Below are 19,582 nucleotides of genomic sequence, written 5' to 3'. Positions count from 1 at the left end.
TAAGGATAATCTGTACCCCCACCTAGTAAGGCGGGGGATTTTATTATTTTGATGATGTTCTTGGATCTGGTCCGTATTGGTTTGCACCTGGAGTTGGAGTCATTACTAGAGATACGCCTATTAAAACTGCTCCAGCGATAAAATAAGCAAGGCACCACCAACCACTCATTCCTGCATCATGTAGTCGTCTAACATTGTAGGATAACATTGCTAAGAAGCTAACAATCAAAAATATAACCAAACTCACTACGAGTTGAATTACCTTTATAACAAAATACTTTTTATAGCCATTAAGTCATGAATTAATGGCTTTATTTAATACTTAATACTCCTTATGTATTTTTTATTTTATAAAAACTGTGCGACTATATAATAAGATAATGATTATTTCAAATTTTCATATTAGCAAGGTAATAGTATTTTATTAACGAATATTCTTTTAGTTGATTGTATTCGAAAGTTTGTTAATTTTGAGTGTTTTTTAAAATAGGAGATAAAAAGATCTAATCATTACTCAAAAAACGGTCAGGAAAGGTATTGATTTTATTGAAGTTTTTTATTTTTCTTTTTTTGTTTAAAATCAATAAGTTGGGTGGCACTAAGCAACCTAATAATCCTTTTCAATCCTATCTTGTGCTCTTTATCAATAAGTTGGTTATTTTTTACAGTAGAGTTTTTGACTAATTGTAGAGAGATTTTTGTTGTTCAATATTGCATTAATTATCGGCAGTTTAAAGACTATTTTATTGGTTTGTGGTATGATTAGCGCCAAATTCAATGGCAATAAGTTATGGTGATTATGAGTTATCAAGTTTTAGCACGCAAATGGCGACCAAAATCATTTTCTGAAGTAGTGGGGCAGGAGCATGTCCTTAAAATTTTGTCTAATGCTCTATCACTTGGTCGTGTTCATCATGCTTATTTGTTTTCAGGCACGCGGGGCGTGGGTAAAACATCAATTGCACGTTTATTAGCAAAAGGACTCAATTGTGAAACGGGTATTACGGCAACGCCTTGTGGGGTTTGTGATAATTGTCGTGATATTGAGCAAGGGCGATTTGTTGATTTGCTCGAAATCGACGCAGCATCGCGAACCAAGGTCGAAGACACGCGCGAAATCCTTGATAACATTCAATACTTACCAACCAAAGGGCGGTTTAAGGTCTACTTGATTGACGAAGTTCATATGCTGTCACGCAGTAGCTTTAATGCATTACTAAAAACCTTAGAAGAGCCGCCCGAACATGTTAAATTTTTATTGGCAACTACTGATCCTCAAAAGTTGCCAATTACTATTTTGTCACGCTGTTTGCATTTGCATTTAAATGTGCTTGATTCGACGTTAATCAGCAAACAACTGGATCATATTTTACAGTTAGAACAAATTAGTCATGATCCTAAAGGCATTGGCCTATTGGCTAAAGCTGCTAATGGTAGTATGCGCGATGCGCTAAGTTTAACTGATCAAGCCATTGCTCTTGGTAACGGTAAAGTCGACGCTGAATCAGTATCAGTAATGCTTGGTACACTTGATAAATCGATCCCATTTTCGTTGCTCGAAGCATTGCATCATTGTGACGGTAATGCCTTAATGCAACAAATCGAGTCTGCGGCAATTCAAGGTGCTGATTGGGACAATTTATTAGCCGAAACCATTACGCTATTGCACCAAATTGCGTTATTACAAGTGGTGCCAACCGCATTAGGCGATTATACCGATAACGAAGAACGTATCCGTTTTTTAGCACAATATATGGCTCCGAATGATGTGCAGTTGTTTTATCAAATTTTGTTAATGGGTCGTAAAGAGCTTGCTTTTGCTCCCGATAAAAAAATTGGTGTTGAAATGAGCTTTTTGCGGGCTTTGGCTTTTATGCCAAAGGACGTTGATGCAGTTGTTCCTCCAACTGCACTACAGCCACAATCGCAAACCCAAACTCAACATCAATCACAAACTCAATCCCAAGCTCAAGTTCAAGTTCAAACGATGGGGAAAACGAATGTATCGAAGCAAGCAGAGGGTAATAAGTCAGTTAATTCTCAAACGCAAATTTCGCATGCAACAACACCAGCACAAACTACAAAGGCACCACAAGTAAGTCAGCTAGGACATAATTCGGTTAACCATTCAGAGCCCGTTAAACCCTTTTCACTTGAAGCACAACAATCAGCGCTTGGTTCGCCTTTATCTGAACCTGAACAACCGCATGTTTCTTCTAAACCTGCGCATGATAAGTCGTTAGTTGCCAGCCCTAAAGTTGAACAAACGACTAAATCAGGAGGTGATGATTTAGCGATTCCTGATGAGGTTTCGTCGGTGACTAAGAGTATTTTAGAAATGCGTATGCAGTTGATGAAAGAGGAACAAAATCCAAAAAAGTCTAAAGCGGTTGATGCAACTAAGGCCGCTCAACCTAAAAGTTCAGTCATCAACGCATCACTTGAGCGGATTAAGCAAAATTCTGTTTCTGTTGAGTCTGTCAATACTGATAGCGGTGATAGTCGTATCGATAATGATGACGAGGAAGAAGAAATCACTGCTGAAAATTATCAATGGCAAGCTAGTGGCTTAATTCCGATGAAAGAAGAGCTTGTTGTGGATACGAAAGCTTTTCGTGAGTCTCTTAACGGTGAAAAAACACCCGAAATGACTAAAAAGTTGATTGCCGAAATGGCTCAAAAGGATGCATGGTGTGCTGAAATTGAGCAATTGGATTTGTCACCTTTGATTAAGCAAATTGTCGTTAACTCTTTTTTTGAACAAACAGATGATGGGATGATTGTGTTGCACCTGCGTTCAAGCGTTAAGCATTTGATTAATTCGATATCGAATGTGATTAAAGTAAAAAAAGCCCTTTGTAAACATCGTAATCAAGAGCTTGATGTGAATATTATTATTGATGATGATCTAAATTATAAAACACCAATCGAAATGCGCGAGGAGTTGTACCAAGAAAAACTTGCGCAGGCAAAGATAGCCGTTGCCGAAGATCCAAAAGTGGCAACAATTTGCCGATATTTTGACGCTAAGATTGATGAAGCAAGTGTTCGTCCTGTATAATCATGGTCATATTTTTTTAAACGAGGAATTATTATGTTTTCAGGTGGAAAAGGTGGATTGGGCAACTTAATGAAACAAGCCCAACAAATGCAAGCAAAAATGCAACAAGCGCAAGAAGAGATCGCTAAATTAGAAGTTACAGGCGAATCAGGTGCAGGTATGGTTAAAGTGACCGTTAATGGTACACATAGCTGTAAACGTGTTGAAATCGATCCATCGCTATTAACCGAAGATGATAAAGAAATGCTAGAAGATCTTATTGCGGCAGCTTATAACGATGCAAGCCGCCGTTTAGACGAAGCGCAAAAAGAGCGAATGGCGCAAGTAACAGGTGGCATGCAATTACCACCAGGTTTTAAAATGCCGTTTTAAAAATAGATTATTTTGAGTGTGAGCAGGAAGAAAAATTATATTTTCTTTCTGCTTTTTTGCTAAAAATTATTTTCCAATAAAGATAAAATCGTTTACTAGTTTTTCATTATCATAAGTAATATCACTTAATCGCTTTTTGTAAATTTCACATAAGTCATATATCGAAATTTCTTTTACTTTCACATTATCGAAATCGCTTATCTCTTTGCTTTCTCCTTTGGTAATAATCCAAACTTGTTTATTTTTGCCTGTTAATGGAATTGTTTTAGGGGTGATTCCACCATCATTTTTTTTAATGTTGAAAGTTAATTGTGCTTTTTGGTTTAGTTTATTTATGTAGTTTTCTATTTGTTCTTCTTTAAACGATTCAAAGTTTTTTTGCAGCGTACAGTCATACATTACAGCTAAATTTTCGATAATAAAAAAGCCATCGGCCTTACCCGCTTGATTATCACGATCAAATTGAAATATTTTATTTAAACCAATCACTTTTAATAAATTGAAGACTGAATCTTCAAACGCCAGTGGTTCGTTAATATACTTGATTTGTTGGACAGAATTTATTAAAAGTGCTTGATAGCCTTGGGCATCAATTTTATTTTTCAAAGATTTATCATCAGATAAGCTCTGTTGATTGTTTTCTGTTGCTTGATCTCTGATGATTTTAATATTTGTTGCAAATCGTTGACCTGAATCTTTTTCATTAGCAGTAAATGCCACTCGTAGGCCTATTTCTATTTCATCTATAGGTAAATTATCAAAATCCTTTTTGGTAAAGTAATAATCCTTTCCTTCATCCAATGCTCTTACAAATCCATAATAGGCATCTTCATTATTTTTATCTTTACAAAGTTTTTTTATTTGACTAATCATATATAACGCTCCTTAATGGAATAAATTATGACTTCAAAACATAATTTTTGATTATTGAATAACTACAACCTCTATAGACAAAGCGACTATTTTAATCAGTATTATATATAGATTCATTCCATATATCATTTAGTAAAATGATATATGCTGTAATTAACTTTTGATTTGCCTGTCTATTTATACAGTTTTTCTTTATTATTTGTTTGCTATCGGGTAAACTAACCAATTATTTGCTTAATTGTTATGCTTTATTTTTAAGGATATATTGTGATTGGTCGTTTACGTGGCACCATTATTGAAAAACAACCCCCGAAAGTTCTGATTGAAGTTGGTGGCGTCGGTTATAATGTGTTTATGCCGATGACCTGTTTTTATGAATTACCTGAAAACGGGCAAGAAGTTATTGTATTAACTCATTTTGCTGTGCGTGAAGATGCGCAAGTACTTTATGGGTTTAATCAAGAGCAAGAGCGCGAGTTATTTCGTGAGCTTATTAAAGTTAATGGTGTGGGACCTAAATTAGCGTTAGCTATTTTGTCAGGTATGTCAGCATCGCAATTTATTGGTGCGGTTGAACAGGGCGAAATTAAGACTTTAGTTAAGCTACCCGGTGTGGGCAATAAAACAGCACAGCGGTTAATTGTTGAAATGAAAGATCGTATTAAGCATTTAGGAGAACCATTATCCAATACTAGTACGTTTGTTGATATGGATAACGTTCAAAAATCGGCTAATCAAATTGAAGGCGAGGCGGTTTCGGCTCTAATTGCATTAGGCTATAAACCACAAGAAGCTAGCCGTATTATTAGTAAAGTCATTAAACCTGAAATGGATAGCGAAACGCTGATTCGTGAAGCCTTAAAGTCGGCACTGTAAATAGGGATTGATTATGATTGAAGCGGATCGTTTGATTGCGCCACAAGCGCAAAAGGAAGAAGAATCACTAGATCGTGCAATTCGTCCTAAATGTTTGGATGAATATATTGGGCAACCACAGGTGCGTGAACAGATGAAGATCTTTATTCAAGCAGCCAAACAACGTAAAGATGCACTCGATCATGTGTTGATTTTTGGGCCACCAGGATTGGGGAAAACCACGTTAGCTAATATCGTTGCTAATGAAATGAATGTTAATCTACGGACTACTTCTGGCCCTGTGCTCGAAAAAGCTGGCGATTTAGCTGCTATGCTGACCAATTTGGAGCCTAATGATGTGTTGTTTATTGATGAAATCCATCGATTGTCTCCTGTTGTTGAGGAAATTTTATATCCAGCAATGGAAGATTATCAATTGGATATTATGATTGGTGAAGGACCTGCTGCGCGTTCGATTAAAATTGATCTTCCCCCTTTTACGTTAATTGGTGCAACAACGCGTGCTGGGTCATTAACTTCGCCACTACGTGATCGTTTTGGTATTGTGCAACGTCTTGAGTTTTATCGTGTCGAGGATTTGGAGTATATTGTGAGTCGTAGTGCCAAATTTTTGGGGATGGATTTGTCTGATGAAGGTGCACATTTAATTGCTAAACGTTCTCGAGGTACCCCTCGGATTGCTAATCGTCTTTTGCGCCGTGTGCGTGATTATGCCGATGTAAAATCAAAAGGTGTTATCGATCAAAAAATAGCTACTCAAGCACTTGATATGCTTGATGTTGATAACGAAGGGTTTGATTATATGGATCGTAAATTATTGCTAGCCATTATTGAAAAATTTATGGGTGGGCCCGTTGGTCTCGATAACATTGCTGCAGCTATCGGTGAAGAACGTGAAACGATCGAAGATGTACTTGAGCCTTTTTTAATTCAACAAGGTTATATTCAACGAACGCCTCGTGGCAGAATTGCAACACCACATGCGTATCGGCATTTTGGCATTATTCAAGATGCATAGGCGGATATGTTTAATTTATTATTAATATTTTGTTGATAAATATGTGATTTATTATTCTAACACCACTATAAGGTGGTGTTAGTTTTTAAGATATTCATTTGATGTCGTTTATCCCAACTCTTTTTCAGTAAAAATCCCACTAAATAAATCGGTACTTAAATAACGTTCGCCAGAAGAGGGTAAAATAACGACGATGGTTTTGTTGGCGTTTTCAGGTAATTTTGCGAGGCGATCTGCTGCAAAAACTGCGGCGCCAGATGAGATCCCCGCTAATATGCCTTCTTTTTCCATTAATTCTCGAGCTGTGTTGATGGCTTGTTCATTGGTGACTTTTTCAACTAAGTCAATTAAGCTTAAATCTAAATTATCAGGAATAAATCCTGCACCAATACCTTGGATCTTGTGTGGCCCCGGTTTTATTGGTTCACCAGCGAGTGCTTGGCTAATGACTGATGAGTTAGTTGGTTCAACGGCAACCGCAGTAATATCCTTTCCTTGTGTTTTTTTAAGGTAACGTGTTACACCTGTAAAAGTGCCTCCAGTTCCGACGCCAGCAATAAAAATATCGACTTTACCATCGGTATCTTGCCAAATTTCAGGACCCGTTGTTTTTTCATGAATTTCTGGATTGGCTGGATTGCTAAATTGTTGTAGCATAATATTTTTTGTAGGATCATTTGCGACAATTTCTTCAGCTTTTTCGATAGCGCCTTTCATTCCTTTGGCTGCTTCGGTTAATACTAAGTTAGCGCCAAGCGCTTTAAGTAGCTTTCTACGCTCTATACTCATGCTTTCAGGCATTGTTAATGTTAATTTATAACCACGAGCGGCTGCAACAGCGGCGAGCGCAATGCCCGTATTGCCACTGGTGGGTTCAACTAATTCAACGTCAGAATTTAATAAACCTCGTTTTTCAGCATCCCAAATCATATTCGATGCAATGCGGCATTTAACACTAAAACTCGGATTGCGTGATTCGACTTTGGCTAATATGTTGCCATGACCAAAGTGTTTTAATCTGACTAATGGAGTATGCCCAATGGTTTGTGAGTTATCATCAAATATGTTACTCATATCAAAATCCTTAATTAATCGTTTTAAAATAAATAGTATTGTACTACTGATTATGAATAATCATTATTATAAATATAATCCAAAAAGACGATACTAATTAATCATTATAACAATATTCACTTTAGTCATAAGAATAATCTTATGATAAGAAAAATAAACACTAATCCCGTATAATGTTTTTTTAATTTTATTTTTATCATCATCTTAAATGATAGATTTTTTGTTATTATATTAACGCAATTAATAGATTAATTTGACCGTAGCTTAATGAGAAAACGACTAAAACCAACAAGATCAAAGCCAAAAATAGAAATATTAGGACCGTTCCAAAAGTCTTTAATTTGTACCTTGATAATGGGTAGTATTACAGGAATATTGTTAGGGGCTGTGTGTTGTGTTTTATTCATTTTTGTAATTGATTTTTATTTTGTCGATACTTTACTTTTTTTTGACGTAGTTAATCGTTTTTTAGGTTTGAATTTATTGAATTTTAATAGTTGTATATGTGGGATTTTTTTAATTACTAGTCTGTTGTATATAGTGAAAATGTTTTTTTCGCCAGTTTTTTCTATAGTTAGCAATAATAAAATTATTGTATCACGAAAATTTAGGCGAGATATTTGTTATGATATCAATAGTGATCTTAATGTTAAAATTACTATGCGATTATCTCGTCAGCATGATGGAATAAATAGGTATAGATCTTCAGCATTCGTAAATTCATGTTTGTTATGTTTGACTTTCAAAAATGATAAGATTAAGTTAAATAAACGTTGGGTAAGTGGTTTTTATTCGTATGAGGAAACAAGCGCATTTATCTACGCTTTGAAAAGTCGTCAGGTTCAATTTTATTTTAAAGGCTATGGTGCTAAATATTTTTCTCAATTAATGGGTTTTAAATCATCAAATCATTGATAATGATTTATTAAAGGCTGGTATTTAATTTTATAATTTTATGCAATAGTTATGTAACTATTTTGTTTACGACATTAAATTGGCTTTTATTAGAAATCATTGATATCACTTTCCATCTCAAACTCAATTTTTTTAATTGCTTGTTCACAGCGGTAAATTCGATTATCAAGTGCAGCTATTTTGCTTTGATTAATGATGTCAGATGATAGTTCTAACTCGTATTTCATTTCTTGCAATCGACGTAAATAATCTAAATGGCGCATGTGTTTTTGAGCTAGGGTTTCTTCAATAATGATTTGGGGCTCTTTTTTGCGCAAATTGTGGGTGGCTAGTTCACGTGTTAGGGCTGTAATTTGGTTGACTAACATGTCTGATAAAAAAGTGATTTGTTCGACTTTTTCTGATTCGATATTAGCAACTAATGTTTGATAGGTGTGTTTTATTTTTTCAAGATAAAATGTTTTGTCTGTCACAATTTTATTGGTTTGAAATAGTTGTTCGTCAAAATAGGGCTCTTGATATTGCTTTTCGTTTGCTAAATTGATTTGTTGTTCTAGCTGGTTAATTTGATTTTGTAGTGTTGTGAGTAAATCTGCCATTATTGTCGGCCTTTTTAATAAGGTAAGGTATCATCTGAACCAAAGTAATCACCTAAGTGCAATTTGGCTAAATTTATAATTTTCATAAATGCTTCAAATGTTAGTTTATTGTCTTCTGAGCTATTTTCTGCGATGATTTTTTTAGCAATCAACTTTAATTTTAATTGATTATAACAGTCAATTAAGTTAAGTGGTAAAGGTGATAGTGCGCGTCGTCCTAGCCAAAATATCCCTTGTAAAGGTAAACTTAAGGCAAATAATATGGTTATTGCTGTTACTGCAATTTGAGCAGGCAGGCAATATTGCCAAACTAGTAAGCCAATAATGATAGGGGGCAAGTATTTATTTGCGGTTTTTATGTGGTTAATGATTTTTAATTCAGGAAATGAATGCATTAGCTGTTTGTCCGTCGGACAAAGCTTCATATACCTTATCCCTGCTTTAATTGTGTTTATTAGGTTCATCTTTTGCGGATTCCTCGACATTCACTTCTTATTGTCTTAAAATAGTGTTATTCAAATTGGAGACTCCTCTATTTTATCTCAAAAAGCAAGATATCAGAAGTCACCTAGTGTAGTCACATTGATTTTATCATGTGCTGAGTTACCAATTTTGATTGGTATATGTCTTTTTATTCAATCTATAGGAATTACTATGTCATCAAGTAATAACGCTCTTGTTCTTAATTGCGGAAGTTCATCATTAAAATTTGCCATTATAAACCCTGAAAACGGTGATGAATTTTTATCTGGTTTAGCTGAATGTTTTAACCTTCCTGATGCACGTATTAAGTGGAAACTTGACGGTGTTAAAGGTGAAGCCTCTTTAGGTGCAGGTGCTGCACATAGTGAAGCAATTCGTTTTATTGTTAATAGCATCTTTCCACAAAAACCAGAATTATTAGATAGCATTAAATCGATTGGTCATCGTATTGTTCATGGTGGTGAAAAATATACTCAATCGGTAGTTATTGATGATTCAGTATTAAAAGGAATCGAAGAAGCAGCAGCATTTGCACCATTACATAATCCTGCTCATTTAATTGGTATTCGTGAAGCATTTGCAGCGTTTCCACATTTAAAAGCTAAAAATGTAGCTGTATTTGATACTGCTTTCCATACTACAATGCCAAAAGAAGCATATTTATATGCTATTCCTAACGAACTTTATACTAAACATGGTGTTCGTCGTTATGGTGCACATGGTACTAGCCATTATTATGTTAGTCGTGAAGCAGCAAAATTATTAAATAAACCAGTTGATCAAACTAATGTTATCACTTGTCATTTAGGTAACGGTGCTTCAATTACAGCTGTTAAAAATGGTAAATGTGTTGAAACTTCAATGGGCTTAACACCACTAGAAGGTTTAGTAATGGGTACTCGTAGTGGTGATATCGATCCTGCTATTATGTTTTTCTTACATGACAATTTAAAAATGTCTGTTTCTGATATTAATAATCTATTAAATAAAAAATCAGGTTTATTAGGTTTAACAGGTGTAAGTAGTGACTGCCGTTATGTAACTGATAATTACGAAACAGATGAAAATGCTAAAAACGCTTTAGATGTTTTTGTTCACCGTTTAGTTAAATATATTGGTGGTTATGCAATGCTTTTAGATGGTCGTTTAGATGCTATCATCTTTACCGGTGGTATTGGTGAAAATTCTGAAGAGGTTCGTCGCATGGCGTTACAAAAATTAAGTATTCTTGGTTTTGAACTTGATCAAGAGCGTAACTTAGCTGCTCGTTTTGGTAAAGGTGGCACAATCACTAAAGATGGTTCAGCTATCGCAATGGTAATTCCAACTAATGAAGAGCTTGTGATTGCTCAAGATGCTGCGCGTCTAACTGCGTAATATTCAATAAAAACCGCCTTAATGGCGGTTTGTTTTTATTTAATAAAGAATTAAGAGGTAAAATTATGTCTCGTACAATTATGCTCATTCCAACCGGTACTAATGTCGGGTTAACCGGTGTGAGCCTTGGTGTTATTCGAGCAATGGAGCGTCAAGGTATTAACTTAAATGTGTTCAAGCCAGTAGCACAACCAAGATCTGGTGGTGATGCTCCAGATAACACAACAACTTTAGTTAGCCATAACACGTCAATTCCAACTTTGAAACCGCTTAAAATGAGCCATGTTGAAAACCTATTAGGTTTGAATCAACAAGATGTGCTAATGGAAGAAATCGTTGCACTTTATGCTGAAAACACTAAAGGTGCTGACGTTGTTTTAGTTGAGGGTATTGTACCAACATCTGATTATCCTTTTGCTAATGAGCTTAATAATAATATTGCTAAAACACTTGGTGCTGAAATTATTTTTGTTGTCAATATGGGTAAAGATTCACCAGAGCAACTTAAAGATCGTATTGAAATTGCACGTTCTAATTTTGGTGGTATCAAAAATGAAAAAATCATTGGTGTTATTGTTAATAAAGTTAATGCACCAGTTGAAGAGCAAAGTCTTGCTCGTCCTGATGTGGCAGAAATTTATCATACGCCTAAATTTGACGGTAAAAAAGTCACAATCAAAGATTTAAATGAGTATAGCCCACTCCCTGTTCTTGGTTGTATTCCTTGGAATATGGACTTAAGTGCTTGTCGATCTGTTGATATTGCTAAACATTTTGATGCAAAAATTATTAACGAAGGTGATATCAAAAACCGTCGTATCAAACATATTTCTTTCTGTTCACGTAGTGTTCCTAATATTATCAGTCATTTACAACCAAATGCTCTTTTAGTAACATCAGCCGATCGTTCAGATGTATTAACCACTATTTGTTTAGCTGCAATGAATGGCGTCTCAATTGGTGGTGTTTTATTAACTGGTGGTTATGAAATCGATGAAAAAGTCGCAAAATTATGCCAACCAGCTTTTGATACAGGTTTACCTGTATTTACTGTTAAAACCAATACTTTCCAAACCTCTATCAATTTACAACAATTCAATTTGGAAATTCCTGTTGATGATAAAGAGCGCATGGAAAATACCCAGAATTTTGTTGCTGATCATATAGATGCAAATTGGATTAAATCATTAAATGAAGTAGTGAATTCTGCACGTCGTCTATCACCACCAGCTTTCCGTTATCAATTAACTGAACTTGCGCGTAATGCTAAGAAAGTTGTTGTATTACCAGAAGGTGATGAGCCAAGAACAGTCAAAGCTGCGGCAATTTGTGCTGAACGCAACATTGCAAAATGTGTGCTTATTGGTAATCCTGATGAAGTACGTAAAGTTGCTGCTTCACAAGGTGTGATTTTAGGACAAGGGGTTGAGATCGTTGATCCTGAAAATATTCGTGAAAAATATGTTCCTCGTCTTGTTGAATTACGTAAAAACAAAGGCATGACTGAAGTTATTGCTCGCGAGCAATTAGCTGATAACGTAGTACTTGGTACGATGATGCTTGAAGCTAACGAAGTTGATGGTTTAGTATCAGGTGCGGTTCACACAACAGCTAACACTATTCGTCCACCATTACAATTAATTAAAACAGCACCAGGTAGTTCACTTGTTTCATCAGTATTTTTTATGTTAATGCCTGATCAAGTTTACATTTACGGTGACTGTGCAATTAATCCTGATCCAAATGCACAAGAATTAGCTGAAATTGCGATTCAATCAGCTGATACAGCTATCGCATTCGGTATTGAACCACGCGTTGCAATGATCTCTTATTCAACAGGTAGTTCAGGTCAAGGTGCTGATGTAGAAAAAGTAAAAGAAGCCACTCGTATTGCTCAAGAAAAACGCCCAGATCTTATGATCGATGGTCCATTACAATATGATGCAGCCGTAATGCCTGATGTGGCTAAATCAAAAGCGCCTAATTCGCAAGTTGCTGGTAAAGCAACTGTATTTATCTTCCCTGATCTTAATACGGGTAATACGACTTATAAAGCAGTACAGCGTTCTGCAGATCTTGTTTCAATTGGTCCAATGCTACAAGGTATGCGTAAGCCAGTTAATGACTTGTCTCGTGGTGCATTAGTTGACGATATCGTTTACACTATAGCATTAACCGCAATTCAATCGGCTCAAGAACAAAACGCTTCAAAATAAGTTTAGTAATACATTTTGACTATAGATAAAAGGTGATGAAATATCACCTTTTTTTAATTAAATTGCGCCAAGTAATGAGCTTTAAAAAGTTTGAGTTATAACGATTCAGTTTTAAAGTATTTTGTTCTAGAAATTTGAGAGAAGGTCTTCAAAAACTTATTTTAAGTCAAGTCTAAGCATTCAAAGTTGATAAAAACAATAAATAATAAAAAGTTATAAATGATTTTATCCCTCCATGTTGGTTTTTAATAGTGTTAATAACATTTTCATAAATTGTTCTTTATCACCTTGTAATGTTGAAAAAAAATCTTTATCTATTTGTTCAACCAAAGGTACAGTTTCATTCGCTTTATTCAATCCTTTTTGTGTTAATTGAATGGATTTTGCCCGGCTATCTTTAATTGAGCAAGAGCGTTTTATATAATCCTTTTTTTCTAAATTCTCTAATATTTGGGAAATTGTCATCACATCGATATTTGTTTTATTTGATAAAATAACTTGTGTTATTTCGTCTGGTTGCTGTGATAGATAAGCAAGTGTTGCAAGCACAATAAATTGAGGATGAGTGATAGACTGTTTTTTCAAGCAATTTTTGATATTTGTATGCCAAGACGAATAAGTTTTCATAAAAACAAAACCAATAGATTCAGAATCAGTTTGGAATTGAGTCAAAAACTTATTGTCCTTTGTCATAATTTACCCTTCAACTAAGCTATTTAATTTGTAAGCTTTATCAATAATATCATCTGAAATCTGTTTTATAAAATCATAAGATGCTTTAGTATCCATTTTTTTGTTCGGTTTTAGAGAAATTTCTGATTTTAATGCATATTGATTATGCGATATTTCAATAATTTGATGTGAGAAAAAAAGTAAACCTATTTCAGGCATATCAAATTGTTCTGTAAATTCTTGCTCATCAATAATCTTTGATAAAGTAACTTCCATTTCTGGTATATTTTGTAATTTGAAAATACCTTTAGATCCTGTTTTTAAGTCACCAAATATACGAAATTCTTCAAGATCAGTTTCCCATAATTTTCTTAAATTAAGATCAGTATAGTATTGCCAAATTTGAGTTGGTTTAGCTTTGGTTGGTAATATGAAAGAAATTGAAATGGTATCCATAGCGTCTCCTTTTAATAAGTTGACTTATTATAAGTTTACTTATTAACTGGGTAAAGGGAATTTAATTTTTTTGATTTGCTGACTTATCACAAGGTTAGTCTGATGACCATGATATTGAATTCTGTAATAAGGTGATTTGAAAATTATTGATAATATAAAATATTTATAATTGTTTTTAATTAATGCTCTCAATTTATTTGGTAAATGGTACAATATCACCCTAATTTTGTATTAGTTCATAGTTTAGGAATAAAATTGATGAAAAAAGACATCCACCAGCAACGCATTTTAATTCTTGATTTTGGTTCGCAAGTTACTCAGTTAATTGCTCGTCGTATTCGCGAAATTGGTGTTTATTGTGAACTTTGGCCGTGGGATGTATCGGAAGAAAAAATCAAACAATTTAATCCCAAAGGTATTATTTTATCAGGTGGCCCTGAAAGTACTACTGAACCAAACAGCCCACGAGCACCCGGATATGTGTTCAATGCAGGTGTGCCAGTATTGGGGATCTGTTATGGCATGCAAACTATGGCAGTTCAAGTAGGTAAAGGAGGGCAAGTTACCGCTTCTAATCAACGAGAGTTTGGTTATGCCAAAGTGGATATTGTTGGATCATCTAAGTTAACTGATGGCATTTTAGATAATACGACTGATACAGGGATTAACCAACTCGATGTATGGATGAGCCATGGCGATAAAGTCACAACGCTACCAGACAGTTTTACACTTATTGGTCGTACCGAAACATGTCCATTTGCTATTATGGCTAATGATGAAAAACAATTTTATGGTGTGCAATTTCACCCAGAAGTGACGCATACGATTAAAGGTTTTGAATTACTGCAACGTTTTGTGATCGACATTTGTCACTGCGAAAAACTTTGGACTCCATCATCAATTATTAGTGACGCTATTGCTCGCATTAAAGAAAAGGTTGGTAATGACAAAGTGTTACTTGGCTTATCAGGTGGAGTGGATTCTTCTGTAACTGCATTATTATTACATCAAGCTATTGGTGATCAGTTAACTTGTGTATTTGTTGATCATGGTTTATTGCGCCTGAATGAAGCGCAGCAAGTTATGGATATGTTTGGTAATAAATTTGGCTTAAATATTATTGCTGTAAACGCCGAAGATCGCTTTTTAGCTGCACTAAAAGGTGAAGCGGATCCGGAAGCTAAACGTAAAATTATTGGACGTGAATTTGTTGCTGTATTCGATGAAGAAGCAGCAAAACTTAAAGATGTAAAATGGTTAGCACAAGGTACTATCTATCCTGATGTTATTGAATCGGCAGCAGCCGACACAGGTAAGGCTCATGTGATTAAATCACATCATAATGTTGGTGGTTTACCTGAAGATATGAAAATGGGCTTAGTTGAACCATTAAGAGAGCTATTTAAAGACGAAGTACGCAAAATAGGTTTAGAACTTGGCTTACCTTACGATATGCTTTATCGCCATCCATTCCCAGGACCAGGTTTAGGTGTACGAGTTCTTGGTGAAGTTAAAAAAGAGTATTGTGACTTATTACGTCAAGCTGATGCTATTTTTATCGAAGAACTTTACAAAGCTGAACTTTATCATAAAGTTAGTCAAGCCTTTACTGTGTTTTTACCTGTACGTTCAGTAGGTGTAATGGGGGATGGGCGTAAATATGATTGGGTTGTTTCACTGCGGGCAGTTGAAACGGTTGACTTTATGACTGCTCATTGGGCTCACTTACCATATGAATTCCTTGGGCGAGTTTCTAACCGCATTATTAATGAGGTTAACGGCATATCCCGTGTTGTGTATGATATAAGCGGAAAACCGCCAGCTACTATTGAGTGGGAATGATTGCATTTAATATCATGTAATCTCATATTGTCTTTTTTTGTTATTTTAAGCCTTGTTTATCAAGGCTTTTTTGTTTCATTTTGTCTTATTTTGTCTCATTTAAGCTCACTTTTTTTGACGGTAGCTTTGACGGTATCATAATTTTAACATAGAATATTTTACTAAAATTACCGACACGCATGACGGTATAGGAGATAAATATGTTAACAGAAACTAAGCTTAAATCAATAAAGCCAAAAGACAAACAATATAAAATTCCAGATCGAGATGGGTTGTATGTTGCCGTATCTAAAGCAGGTACGTTGTCTTTTCGTTATGATTACCGCATTAACGGGCGACGAGAAACAATCACTTTTGGTAAACATGGTGAATTATCACTATCTGAAGCAAGAGATAAGCTACTTGAAGCAAAGAAATTAATTGCAAATGGGCTTTCACCCGCAAAGGAAAAGCAACGTGAAAAGCAAACAAAAAATAATGATGTTTTTGGGTATTGGTTGGATAAATGGTTTAATGATGTTGATTATGCAATTAGTACCAGAGATGTAGTGCAAGGAATAATCGCAAGAGATGTTGCTCCAAAATTCGGTAAATTGTTATTGTCAGAAATAACTCCAACAATGTTGAGGCAATATTGTGAGAAAATTAAAGAACGCGCACCTGTAACGGCGGTAAGAACACGAGATATTGTTGGCATGGTCTTTACATACGCGAAGGCGAGGGGGGCTAATTATGATAATCCTGCTGATTATGTAAAAGGATCTTCAATAGCGACTTTCACACCAAGGGATAGAGCGTTAACAAAGCAAGAAGTGGGTATATTTTTTAACACATTGAAAATTAGCAAAACGTCTCTTCAATTAAAGATCGCACTAAAGCTAATTATGCTAACAATGACAAGAAAAAGTGGAATAGTTGATGCAACGTGGGATGAAATAGATTTTAAAAATGCGGAATGGACAATCCCTGCCGAACGCATGAAAGCGAGCAGACAGGGGGCAGGTAGACCTCATGTTGTTTATTTATCTAAACAAGCAATCGATTTGTTTATGCAGTTAAAGATATTATCAAGCGAATCACCATTTGTTTTACCAAGCTTTGGGCAATCAAAGTACGGGAATATATCAAAATCATCACTAAACAGAGCTTGCACGCATACTATTCAATTGGCTCAAAAGAACGGTTTTAATCTCGGTGATTTTACTGTACATGACATGAGAAGAACCGCATCAACTCACCTACATGAAGCTGGATACAATTCTGACTGGATAGAAAAGGCTTTAGCTCATGAGCAACGAGGCGTTAGAGCTGTTTACAATAAAGCTGAATACTCAGAGCAAAGGCGAAAACTATTACAAGATTGGGCGGATATGATAGATAAATGGACTACTGAATATACGAGTTAGCCTTTTCTTGTAGCCAATTTTTTACTTGAGCTTCGTCCCAGACGACCCTCTTGGCTGATATTTTTATTGGTCGAGGGAAGTTTTCTGTTTGTATTTTTCTATATATTGTTGCTCGGCTAAAGCTTGTTATAGATTTTACGCCTTGCAACGATACTGCTTTTGTTAAAATAATTTTTTCCATGATTACTCCTATAATTTCTTCTCATCTCTCATCAATAAATAACACTCAGTAATTCGCAGTGTTTATTCACTGTAAACTCTCTTTTTGACTCTACCGTCAGTTGTTTTTAGTGGTTTTTTCATCGTTCGCCGTCTCATTCAATATAAACCTAGACATTACTCCGATGCTCAACATTACATACCCGTCGCGCAAATACTCAGTATCGTCTAAAATATGAGAGACAATAACGCCACATTGATTACCAGTACGATTGCTGTGCTCATCAATTTCATGCAACTTTAGAATATCTCCGACTTGATAATTTCGGTCGTTGTAACGAATTTCAGCCTTTTTTATGCCTTTTATAACGTCCATGAAATGCTCTGATTTAATTTTTAGTTCGTGTGTTGTCATAATTGTTTCCTTTAGATAATAGAAATCGCACGCCAAATAGTCAGCGCAGATATTTGTAATAAATTAATAGAATAGGGTGGTTGTTCAGTGTGTTATTAACAGATTTTGGGGATTAAAAAAGGGCATAATGCCCTTAATTTATAGTTTCTGTAATTGTTTCTTTTCTAGCTGTTGTTTAAACATTGAAGCAACAAAAGCACCGTCGCCAAAATGATCGTGAAGTCTTACACCGAAATTAGACCCCAGCATTTTAAAAACATCATATAAACGATTATCTATGTAGAAATCGTTCAACCAAATCATGTGATGAACTAAACAAATCAAATTGGTTCTGTTTACCTCAATCATATCTTTTCTTGTTTTTGTAACCCCACCCAACCACTTAATAGCTTCGTCGAACTTACTAGCAAGTAAATCCTGATAACGTGGGATTTTGAATTGTTCATAAAGTTTAGTGTAGATGGCTTGATAATGCTCACCTGTTCTAAATGAACGTTCATTTACCGCTTGTTTGATTGCTTGTTGCTGTTCGGTGTTAATTGTTGTTGGATGTAATATTTGCATTAATCGTTTTTCACATTCAATGAAATATTTTCTTGCTTGCCTTCCTTTTTCAGTTCTCTCAATCATGGCTAATTCTTTCGCCATATCTAAAGTAATATGATAGTCTTTTGAACGACGATCCCCACCTCTATTTTTGATTACTCTTTTTTGAGTAACCAAAACAAAATCAATATTTTCAATAAATTGATAATCATTTATACGACGAATGATCCAATCATTGAATCTTGTATCAACCTCTAAAAAGGAATGTAAAAGTTTAGCATTGACGGATTTTACTTCTTCTTGGTTTATAACACTGTTAAAGATAGGGATAATTTGATTTTGCATGATGTTGCACCTTGTATTTAGTTTCTACACTAAGCCCAAATAGGGCGATCAAGAGGTTAGAAAACCGTACAAGTCGGCTGGACTTATTCCCATTTATGGTATTGTATTCGTCGCCCTCTCGATCATAGAACGAAATTTAGGTACAAAAAAATCACACTAACGGGGCGATATATCCGCTTGTAAAGGTTTCTACACCTCAAGGGTCAATATATCGCAATATGATATTTGAAGTCAATATTTTAAAAGATATTAATAAAGATAGTAATTATGAAAAAGATTTAGTAGGTGATCGGGCTTCAACTACCGCATACGACGGCGGGACTTATTCCTCTTTCGAGTATTGTATTACGTCCTCTCGACCCGATCATAGACATGATCAAATACCTAAAAATAGGCATAAAAAAACCGCTAGCTTTCGGGTGCGGAAGTCCGCGTATGTTGTAGTGATTACAACTATACAACCCGATAAAATTATTGTCAAACTAAAATGGAATCTCATCATCTATAAACTCATCTTGCTGAGCCTGAGCCTGAGCCGGTGCGTGCGGTTTAGGTTGTTGTGCTTGTTGCTCATCATGCTTTTTAGTCAATTGAATTTGAGATACACGCAAACACGGTCTTGTGAATGTTGCGCCATCTTTCTGCCATTCTTCAACATAAAACTCACCACCGACCACAACTAAATCTCCTTTTTTGATATTTGGAGCATAACCTTCTGCCGCTTTACCCCATAGCACACACTTAATCCATGATGTTTTTTGATTATCTCCGTAGCCTGCTTTAACTGGTAATTGAAATTCTGCTACTGCTGTATTGTTTTGTAGATAACGTAGTTCAGCGTCTTTACCAACGTTACCTGTTGCTGTCATTGTGTTAA

The 19,582-nt window shown here is 35.2% G+C and carries 20 protein-coding genes; 9 read left to right on the top strand and 11 right to left on the bottom strand.

The features are described 5' to 3' along the window. Nucleotides 1-43: 43 nt before the first annotated feature. Nucleotides 44-247 (bottom strand): DUF805 domain-containing protein, encoded by a 204-nt coding sequence (locus tag GQ594_RS08120; protein ID WP_160412154.1) that lies wholly within the window; start codon nt 245-247, stop codon nt 44-46. 552 nt (nt 248-799) lie between these two features. Between GQ594_RS08120 and dnaX the strand changes: the two genes are divergently transcribed. Beyond that, nucleotides 800-3,061 (top strand): DNA polymerase III subunit gamma/tau, encoded by a 2,262-nt coding sequence (gene dnaX / locus GQ594_RS08115; RefSeq protein ID WP_160412152.1) that lies wholly within the window; start codon nt 800-802, stop codon nt 3,059-3,061. A gap of 33 nt (nt 3,062-3,094) precedes the next feature. Beyond that, a complete protein-coding gene (locus tag GQ594_RS08110; RefSeq protein ID WP_065635232.1) occupies nt 3,095-3,433 on the top strand; it encodes a YbaB/EbfC family nucleoid-associated protein in 339 nt (112 codons plus the stop codon). A gap of 66 nt (nt 3,434-3,499) precedes the next feature. Here GQ594_RS08110 and GQ594_RS08105 read toward each other — a convergent pair whose 3' ends face one another. Next, on the bottom strand, nt 3,500-4,306 hold the full coding sequence (locus GQ594_RS08105) for a cold-shock protein (RefSeq protein WP_160412150.1): 807 nt from the start codon (nt 4,304-4,306) through the stop codon (nt 3,500-3,502). A 267-nt stretch (nt 4,307-4,573) separates the two neighbouring features. Here GQ594_RS08105 and ruvA point away from each other — a divergent pair, with 267 nt between their 5' ends. Then, nucleotides 4,574-5,182, top strand: coding sequence for a Holliday junction branch migration protein RuvA (ruvA, locus tag GQ594_RS08100; RefSeq protein WP_160399741.1), 609 nt, complete (start codon nt 4,574-4,576; stop codon nt 5,180-5,182). Nucleotides 5,183-5,195: 13 nt separating this feature from the next. Next, complete coding sequence (gene ruvB, locus GQ594_RS08095; RefSeq protein ID WP_160399742.1) at nt 5,196-6,200, top strand: Holliday junction branch migration DNA helicase RuvB; 1,005 nt, start codon at nt 5,196-5,198, stop codon at nt 6,198-6,200. A gap of 108 nt (nt 6,201-6,308) precedes the next feature. On the opposite strand, the gene cysK is transcribed toward ruvB, so the two are convergent. After that, nucleotides 6,309-7,274 carry a cysteine synthase A gene (cysK, locus tag GQ594_RS08090; protein ID WP_160399743.1) on the bottom strand — a complete coding sequence of 322 codons (966 nt, stop codon included), beginning with the start codon at nt 7,272-7,274 and terminating at the stop codon, nt 6,309-6,311. A gap of 354 nt (nt 7,275-7,628) precedes the next feature. On the opposite strand from cysK, the gene GQ594_RS08085 reads away from it, so the two are divergent. After that, entirely contained in the window at nt 7,629-8,189 is a 561-nt protein-coding gene (locus tag GQ594_RS08085) for a hypothetical protein (protein ID WP_160412148.1), read from the top strand. Nucleotides 8,190-8,278: 89 nt separating this feature from the next. Here GQ594_RS08085 and priC read toward each other — a convergent pair whose 3' ends face one another. Then, a complete protein-coding gene (priC, locus tag GQ594_RS08080; protein WP_160412146.1) occupies nt 8,279-8,788 on the bottom strand; it encodes a primosomal replication protein PriC in 510 nt (169 codons plus the stop codon). Between the two features lie 14 nt (nt 8,789-8,802). Continuing rightward, on the bottom strand, nt 8,803-9,252 hold the full coding sequence (yfbV, locus tag GQ594_RS08075; RefSeq protein ID WP_272914558.1) for a terminus macrodomain insulation protein YfbV: 450 nt from the start codon (nt 9,250-9,252) through the stop codon (nt 8,803-8,805). A gap of 190 nt (nt 9,253-9,442) precedes the next feature. Between yfbV and GQ594_RS08070 the strand changes: the two genes are divergently transcribed. Further along, nucleotides 9,443-10,648 (top strand): acetate kinase, encoded by a 1,206-nt coding sequence (locus GQ594_RS08070; RefSeq protein ID WP_160412142.1) that lies wholly within the window; start codon nt 9,443-9,445, stop codon nt 10,646-10,648. 65 nt (nt 10,649-10,713) lie between these two features. Next, entirely contained in the window at nt 10,714-12,864 is a 2,151-nt protein-coding gene (gene pta / locus GQ594_RS08065) for a phosphate acetyltransferase (RefSeq protein ID WP_160412141.1), read from the top strand. Between the two features lie 225 nt (nt 12,865-13,089). Here pta and GQ594_RS08060 read toward each other — a convergent pair whose 3' ends face one another. Together GQ594_RS08060 and GQ594_RS08055 are read right to left on the bottom strand one after the other, a co-directional pair. Next, nucleotides 13,090-13,557 (bottom strand): MarR family winged helix-turn-helix transcriptional regulator, encoded by a 468-nt coding sequence (locus GQ594_RS08060; protein WP_085246561.1) that lies wholly within the window; start codon nt 13,555-13,557, stop codon nt 13,090-13,092. Between the two features lie 3 nt (nt 13,558-13,560). Next, on the bottom strand, nt 13,561-13,992 hold the full coding sequence (locus tag GQ594_RS08055) for a hypothetical protein (RefSeq protein ID WP_160399750.1): 432 nt from the start codon (nt 13,990-13,992) through the stop codon (nt 13,561-13,563). A gap of 258 nt (nt 13,993-14,250) precedes the next feature. Here GQ594_RS08055 and guaA point away from each other — a divergent pair, with 258 nt between their 5' ends. Continuing rightward, on the top strand, nt 14,251-15,834 hold the full coding sequence (gene guaA / locus GQ594_RS08050) for a glutamine-hydrolyzing GMP synthase (protein ID WP_160412140.1): 1,584 nt from the start codon (nt 14,251-14,253) through the stop codon (nt 15,832-15,834). Nucleotides 15,835-16,034: 200 nt separating this feature from the next. Beyond that, the gene (locus tag GQ594_RS08045; RefSeq protein ID WP_160413085.1) at nt 16,035-17,240 is read left to right on the top strand and encodes a tyrosine-type recombinase/integrase; all 1,206 of its coding nucleotides are present in this window, start codon (nt 16,035-16,037) and stop codon (nt 17,238-17,240) included. On the opposite strand, the gene GQ594_RS08040 is transcribed toward GQ594_RS08045, so the two are convergent. The 4 genes from GQ594_RS08040 to GQ594_RS08025 all read right to left on the bottom strand — a co-directional run. Then, the gene (locus tag GQ594_RS08040) at nt 17,221-17,421 is read right to left on the bottom strand and encodes a helix-turn-helix transcriptional regulator (protein ID WP_160413083.1); all 201 of its coding nucleotides are present in this window, start codon (nt 17,419-17,421) and stop codon (nt 17,221-17,223) included. The genes GQ594_RS08045 and GQ594_RS08040 overlap by 20 nt on opposite strands. 96 nt (nt 17,422-17,517) lie before the next feature. Next, nucleotides 17,518-17,814 (bottom strand): DUF3850 domain-containing protein, encoded by a 297-nt coding sequence (locus GQ594_RS08035; RefSeq protein ID WP_160413081.1) that lies wholly within the window; start codon nt 17,812-17,814, stop codon nt 17,518-17,520. A 138-nt stretch (nt 17,815-17,952) separates the two neighbouring features. Next, nucleotides 17,953-18,705 (bottom strand): antA/AntB antirepressor family protein, encoded by a 753-nt coding sequence (locus tag GQ594_RS08030; protein ID WP_160413079.1) that lies wholly within the window; start codon nt 18,703-18,705, stop codon nt 17,953-17,955. A gap of 482 nt (nt 18,706-19,187) precedes the next feature. After that, nucleotides 19,188-19,582, bottom strand: a 395-nt coding sequence (locus tag GQ594_RS08025) for a single-stranded DNA-binding protein (RefSeq protein ID WP_160416515.1), incomplete at its 5' end; no start/stop codon positions are given.

Source organism: Gilliamella sp. Pra-s52 (assembly GCF_009795805.1).
Taxonomy (GTDB): domain Bacteria; phylum Pseudomonadota; class Gammaproteobacteria; order Enterobacterales; family Orbaceae; genus Gilliamella.
This window is presented reverse-complemented; position numbering and strand designations above follow the sequence as displayed.

What these genes read in the sequence shown, in the direction of transcription:
- dnaX (WP_160412152.1), top strand. Translation starts at nt 800, where the DNA reads ATGAGTTATCAAGTTTTAGCACGCAAATGGCGACCAAAATCATTTTCT.
- GQ594_RS08110 (WP_065635232.1), top strand. Translation starts at nt 3,095, where the DNA reads ATGTTTTCAGGTGGAAAAGGTGGATTGGGCAACTTAATGAAACAAGCC.
- GQ594_RS08105 (WP_160412150.1), bottom strand. Translation starts at nt 4,306, where the DNA reads ATGATTAGTCAAATAAAAAAACTTTGTAAAGATAAAAATAATGAAGAT.
- ruvB (WP_160399742.1), top strand. Translation starts at nt 5,196, where the DNA reads ATGATTGAAGCGGATCGTTTGATTGCGCCACAAGCGCAAAAGGAAGAA.
- cysK (WP_160399743.1), bottom strand. Translation starts at nt 7,274, where the DNA reads ATGAGTAACATATTTGATGATAACTCACAAACCATTGGGCATACTCCA.
- GQ594_RS08085 (WP_160412148.1), top strand. Translation starts at nt 7,629, where the DNA reads ATGGGTAGTATTACAGGAATATTGTTAGGGGCTGTGTGTTGTGTTTTA.
- priC (WP_160412146.1), bottom strand. Translation starts at nt 8,788, where the DNA reads ATGGCAGATTTACTCACAACACTACAAAATCAAATTAACCAGCTAGAA.
- yfbV (WP_272914558.1), bottom strand. Translation starts at nt 9,252, where the DNA reads ATGAACCTAATAAACACAATTAAAGCAGGGATAAGGTATATGAAGCTT.
- GQ594_RS08070 (WP_160412142.1), top strand. Translation starts at nt 9,443, where the DNA reads ATGTCATCAAGTAATAACGCTCTTGTTCTTAATTGCGGAAGTTCATCA.
- pta (WP_160412141.1), top strand. Translation starts at nt 10,714, where the DNA reads ATGTCTCGTACAATTATGCTCATTCCAACCGGTACTAATGTCGGGTTA.
- GQ594_RS08060 (WP_085246561.1), bottom strand. Translation starts at nt 13,557, where the DNA reads ATGACAAAGGACAATAAGTTTTTGACTCAATTCCAAACTGATTCTGAA.
- GQ594_RS08055 (WP_160399750.1), bottom strand. Translation starts at nt 13,992, where the DNA reads ATGGATACCATTTCAATTTCTTTCATATTACCAACCAAAGCTAAACCA.
- guaA (WP_160412140.1), top strand. Translation starts at nt 14,251, where the DNA reads ATGAAAAAAGACATCCACCAGCAACGCATTTTAATTCTTGATTTTGGT.
- GQ594_RS08045 (WP_160413085.1), top strand. Translation starts at nt 16,035, where the DNA reads ATGTTAACAGAAACTAAGCTTAAATCAATAAAGCCAAAAGACAAACAA.
- GQ594_RS08040 (WP_160413083.1), bottom strand. Translation starts at nt 17,421, where the DNA reads ATGGAAAAAATTATTTTAACAAAAGCAGTATCGTTGCAAGGCGTAAAA.
- GQ594_RS08035 (WP_160413081.1), bottom strand. Translation starts at nt 17,814, where the DNA reads ATGACAACACACGAACTAAAAATTAAATCAGAGCATTTCATGGACGTT.
- GQ594_RS08030 (WP_160413079.1), bottom strand. Translation starts at nt 18,705, where the DNA reads ATGCAAAATCAAATTATCCCTATCTTTAACAGTGTTATAAACCAAGAA.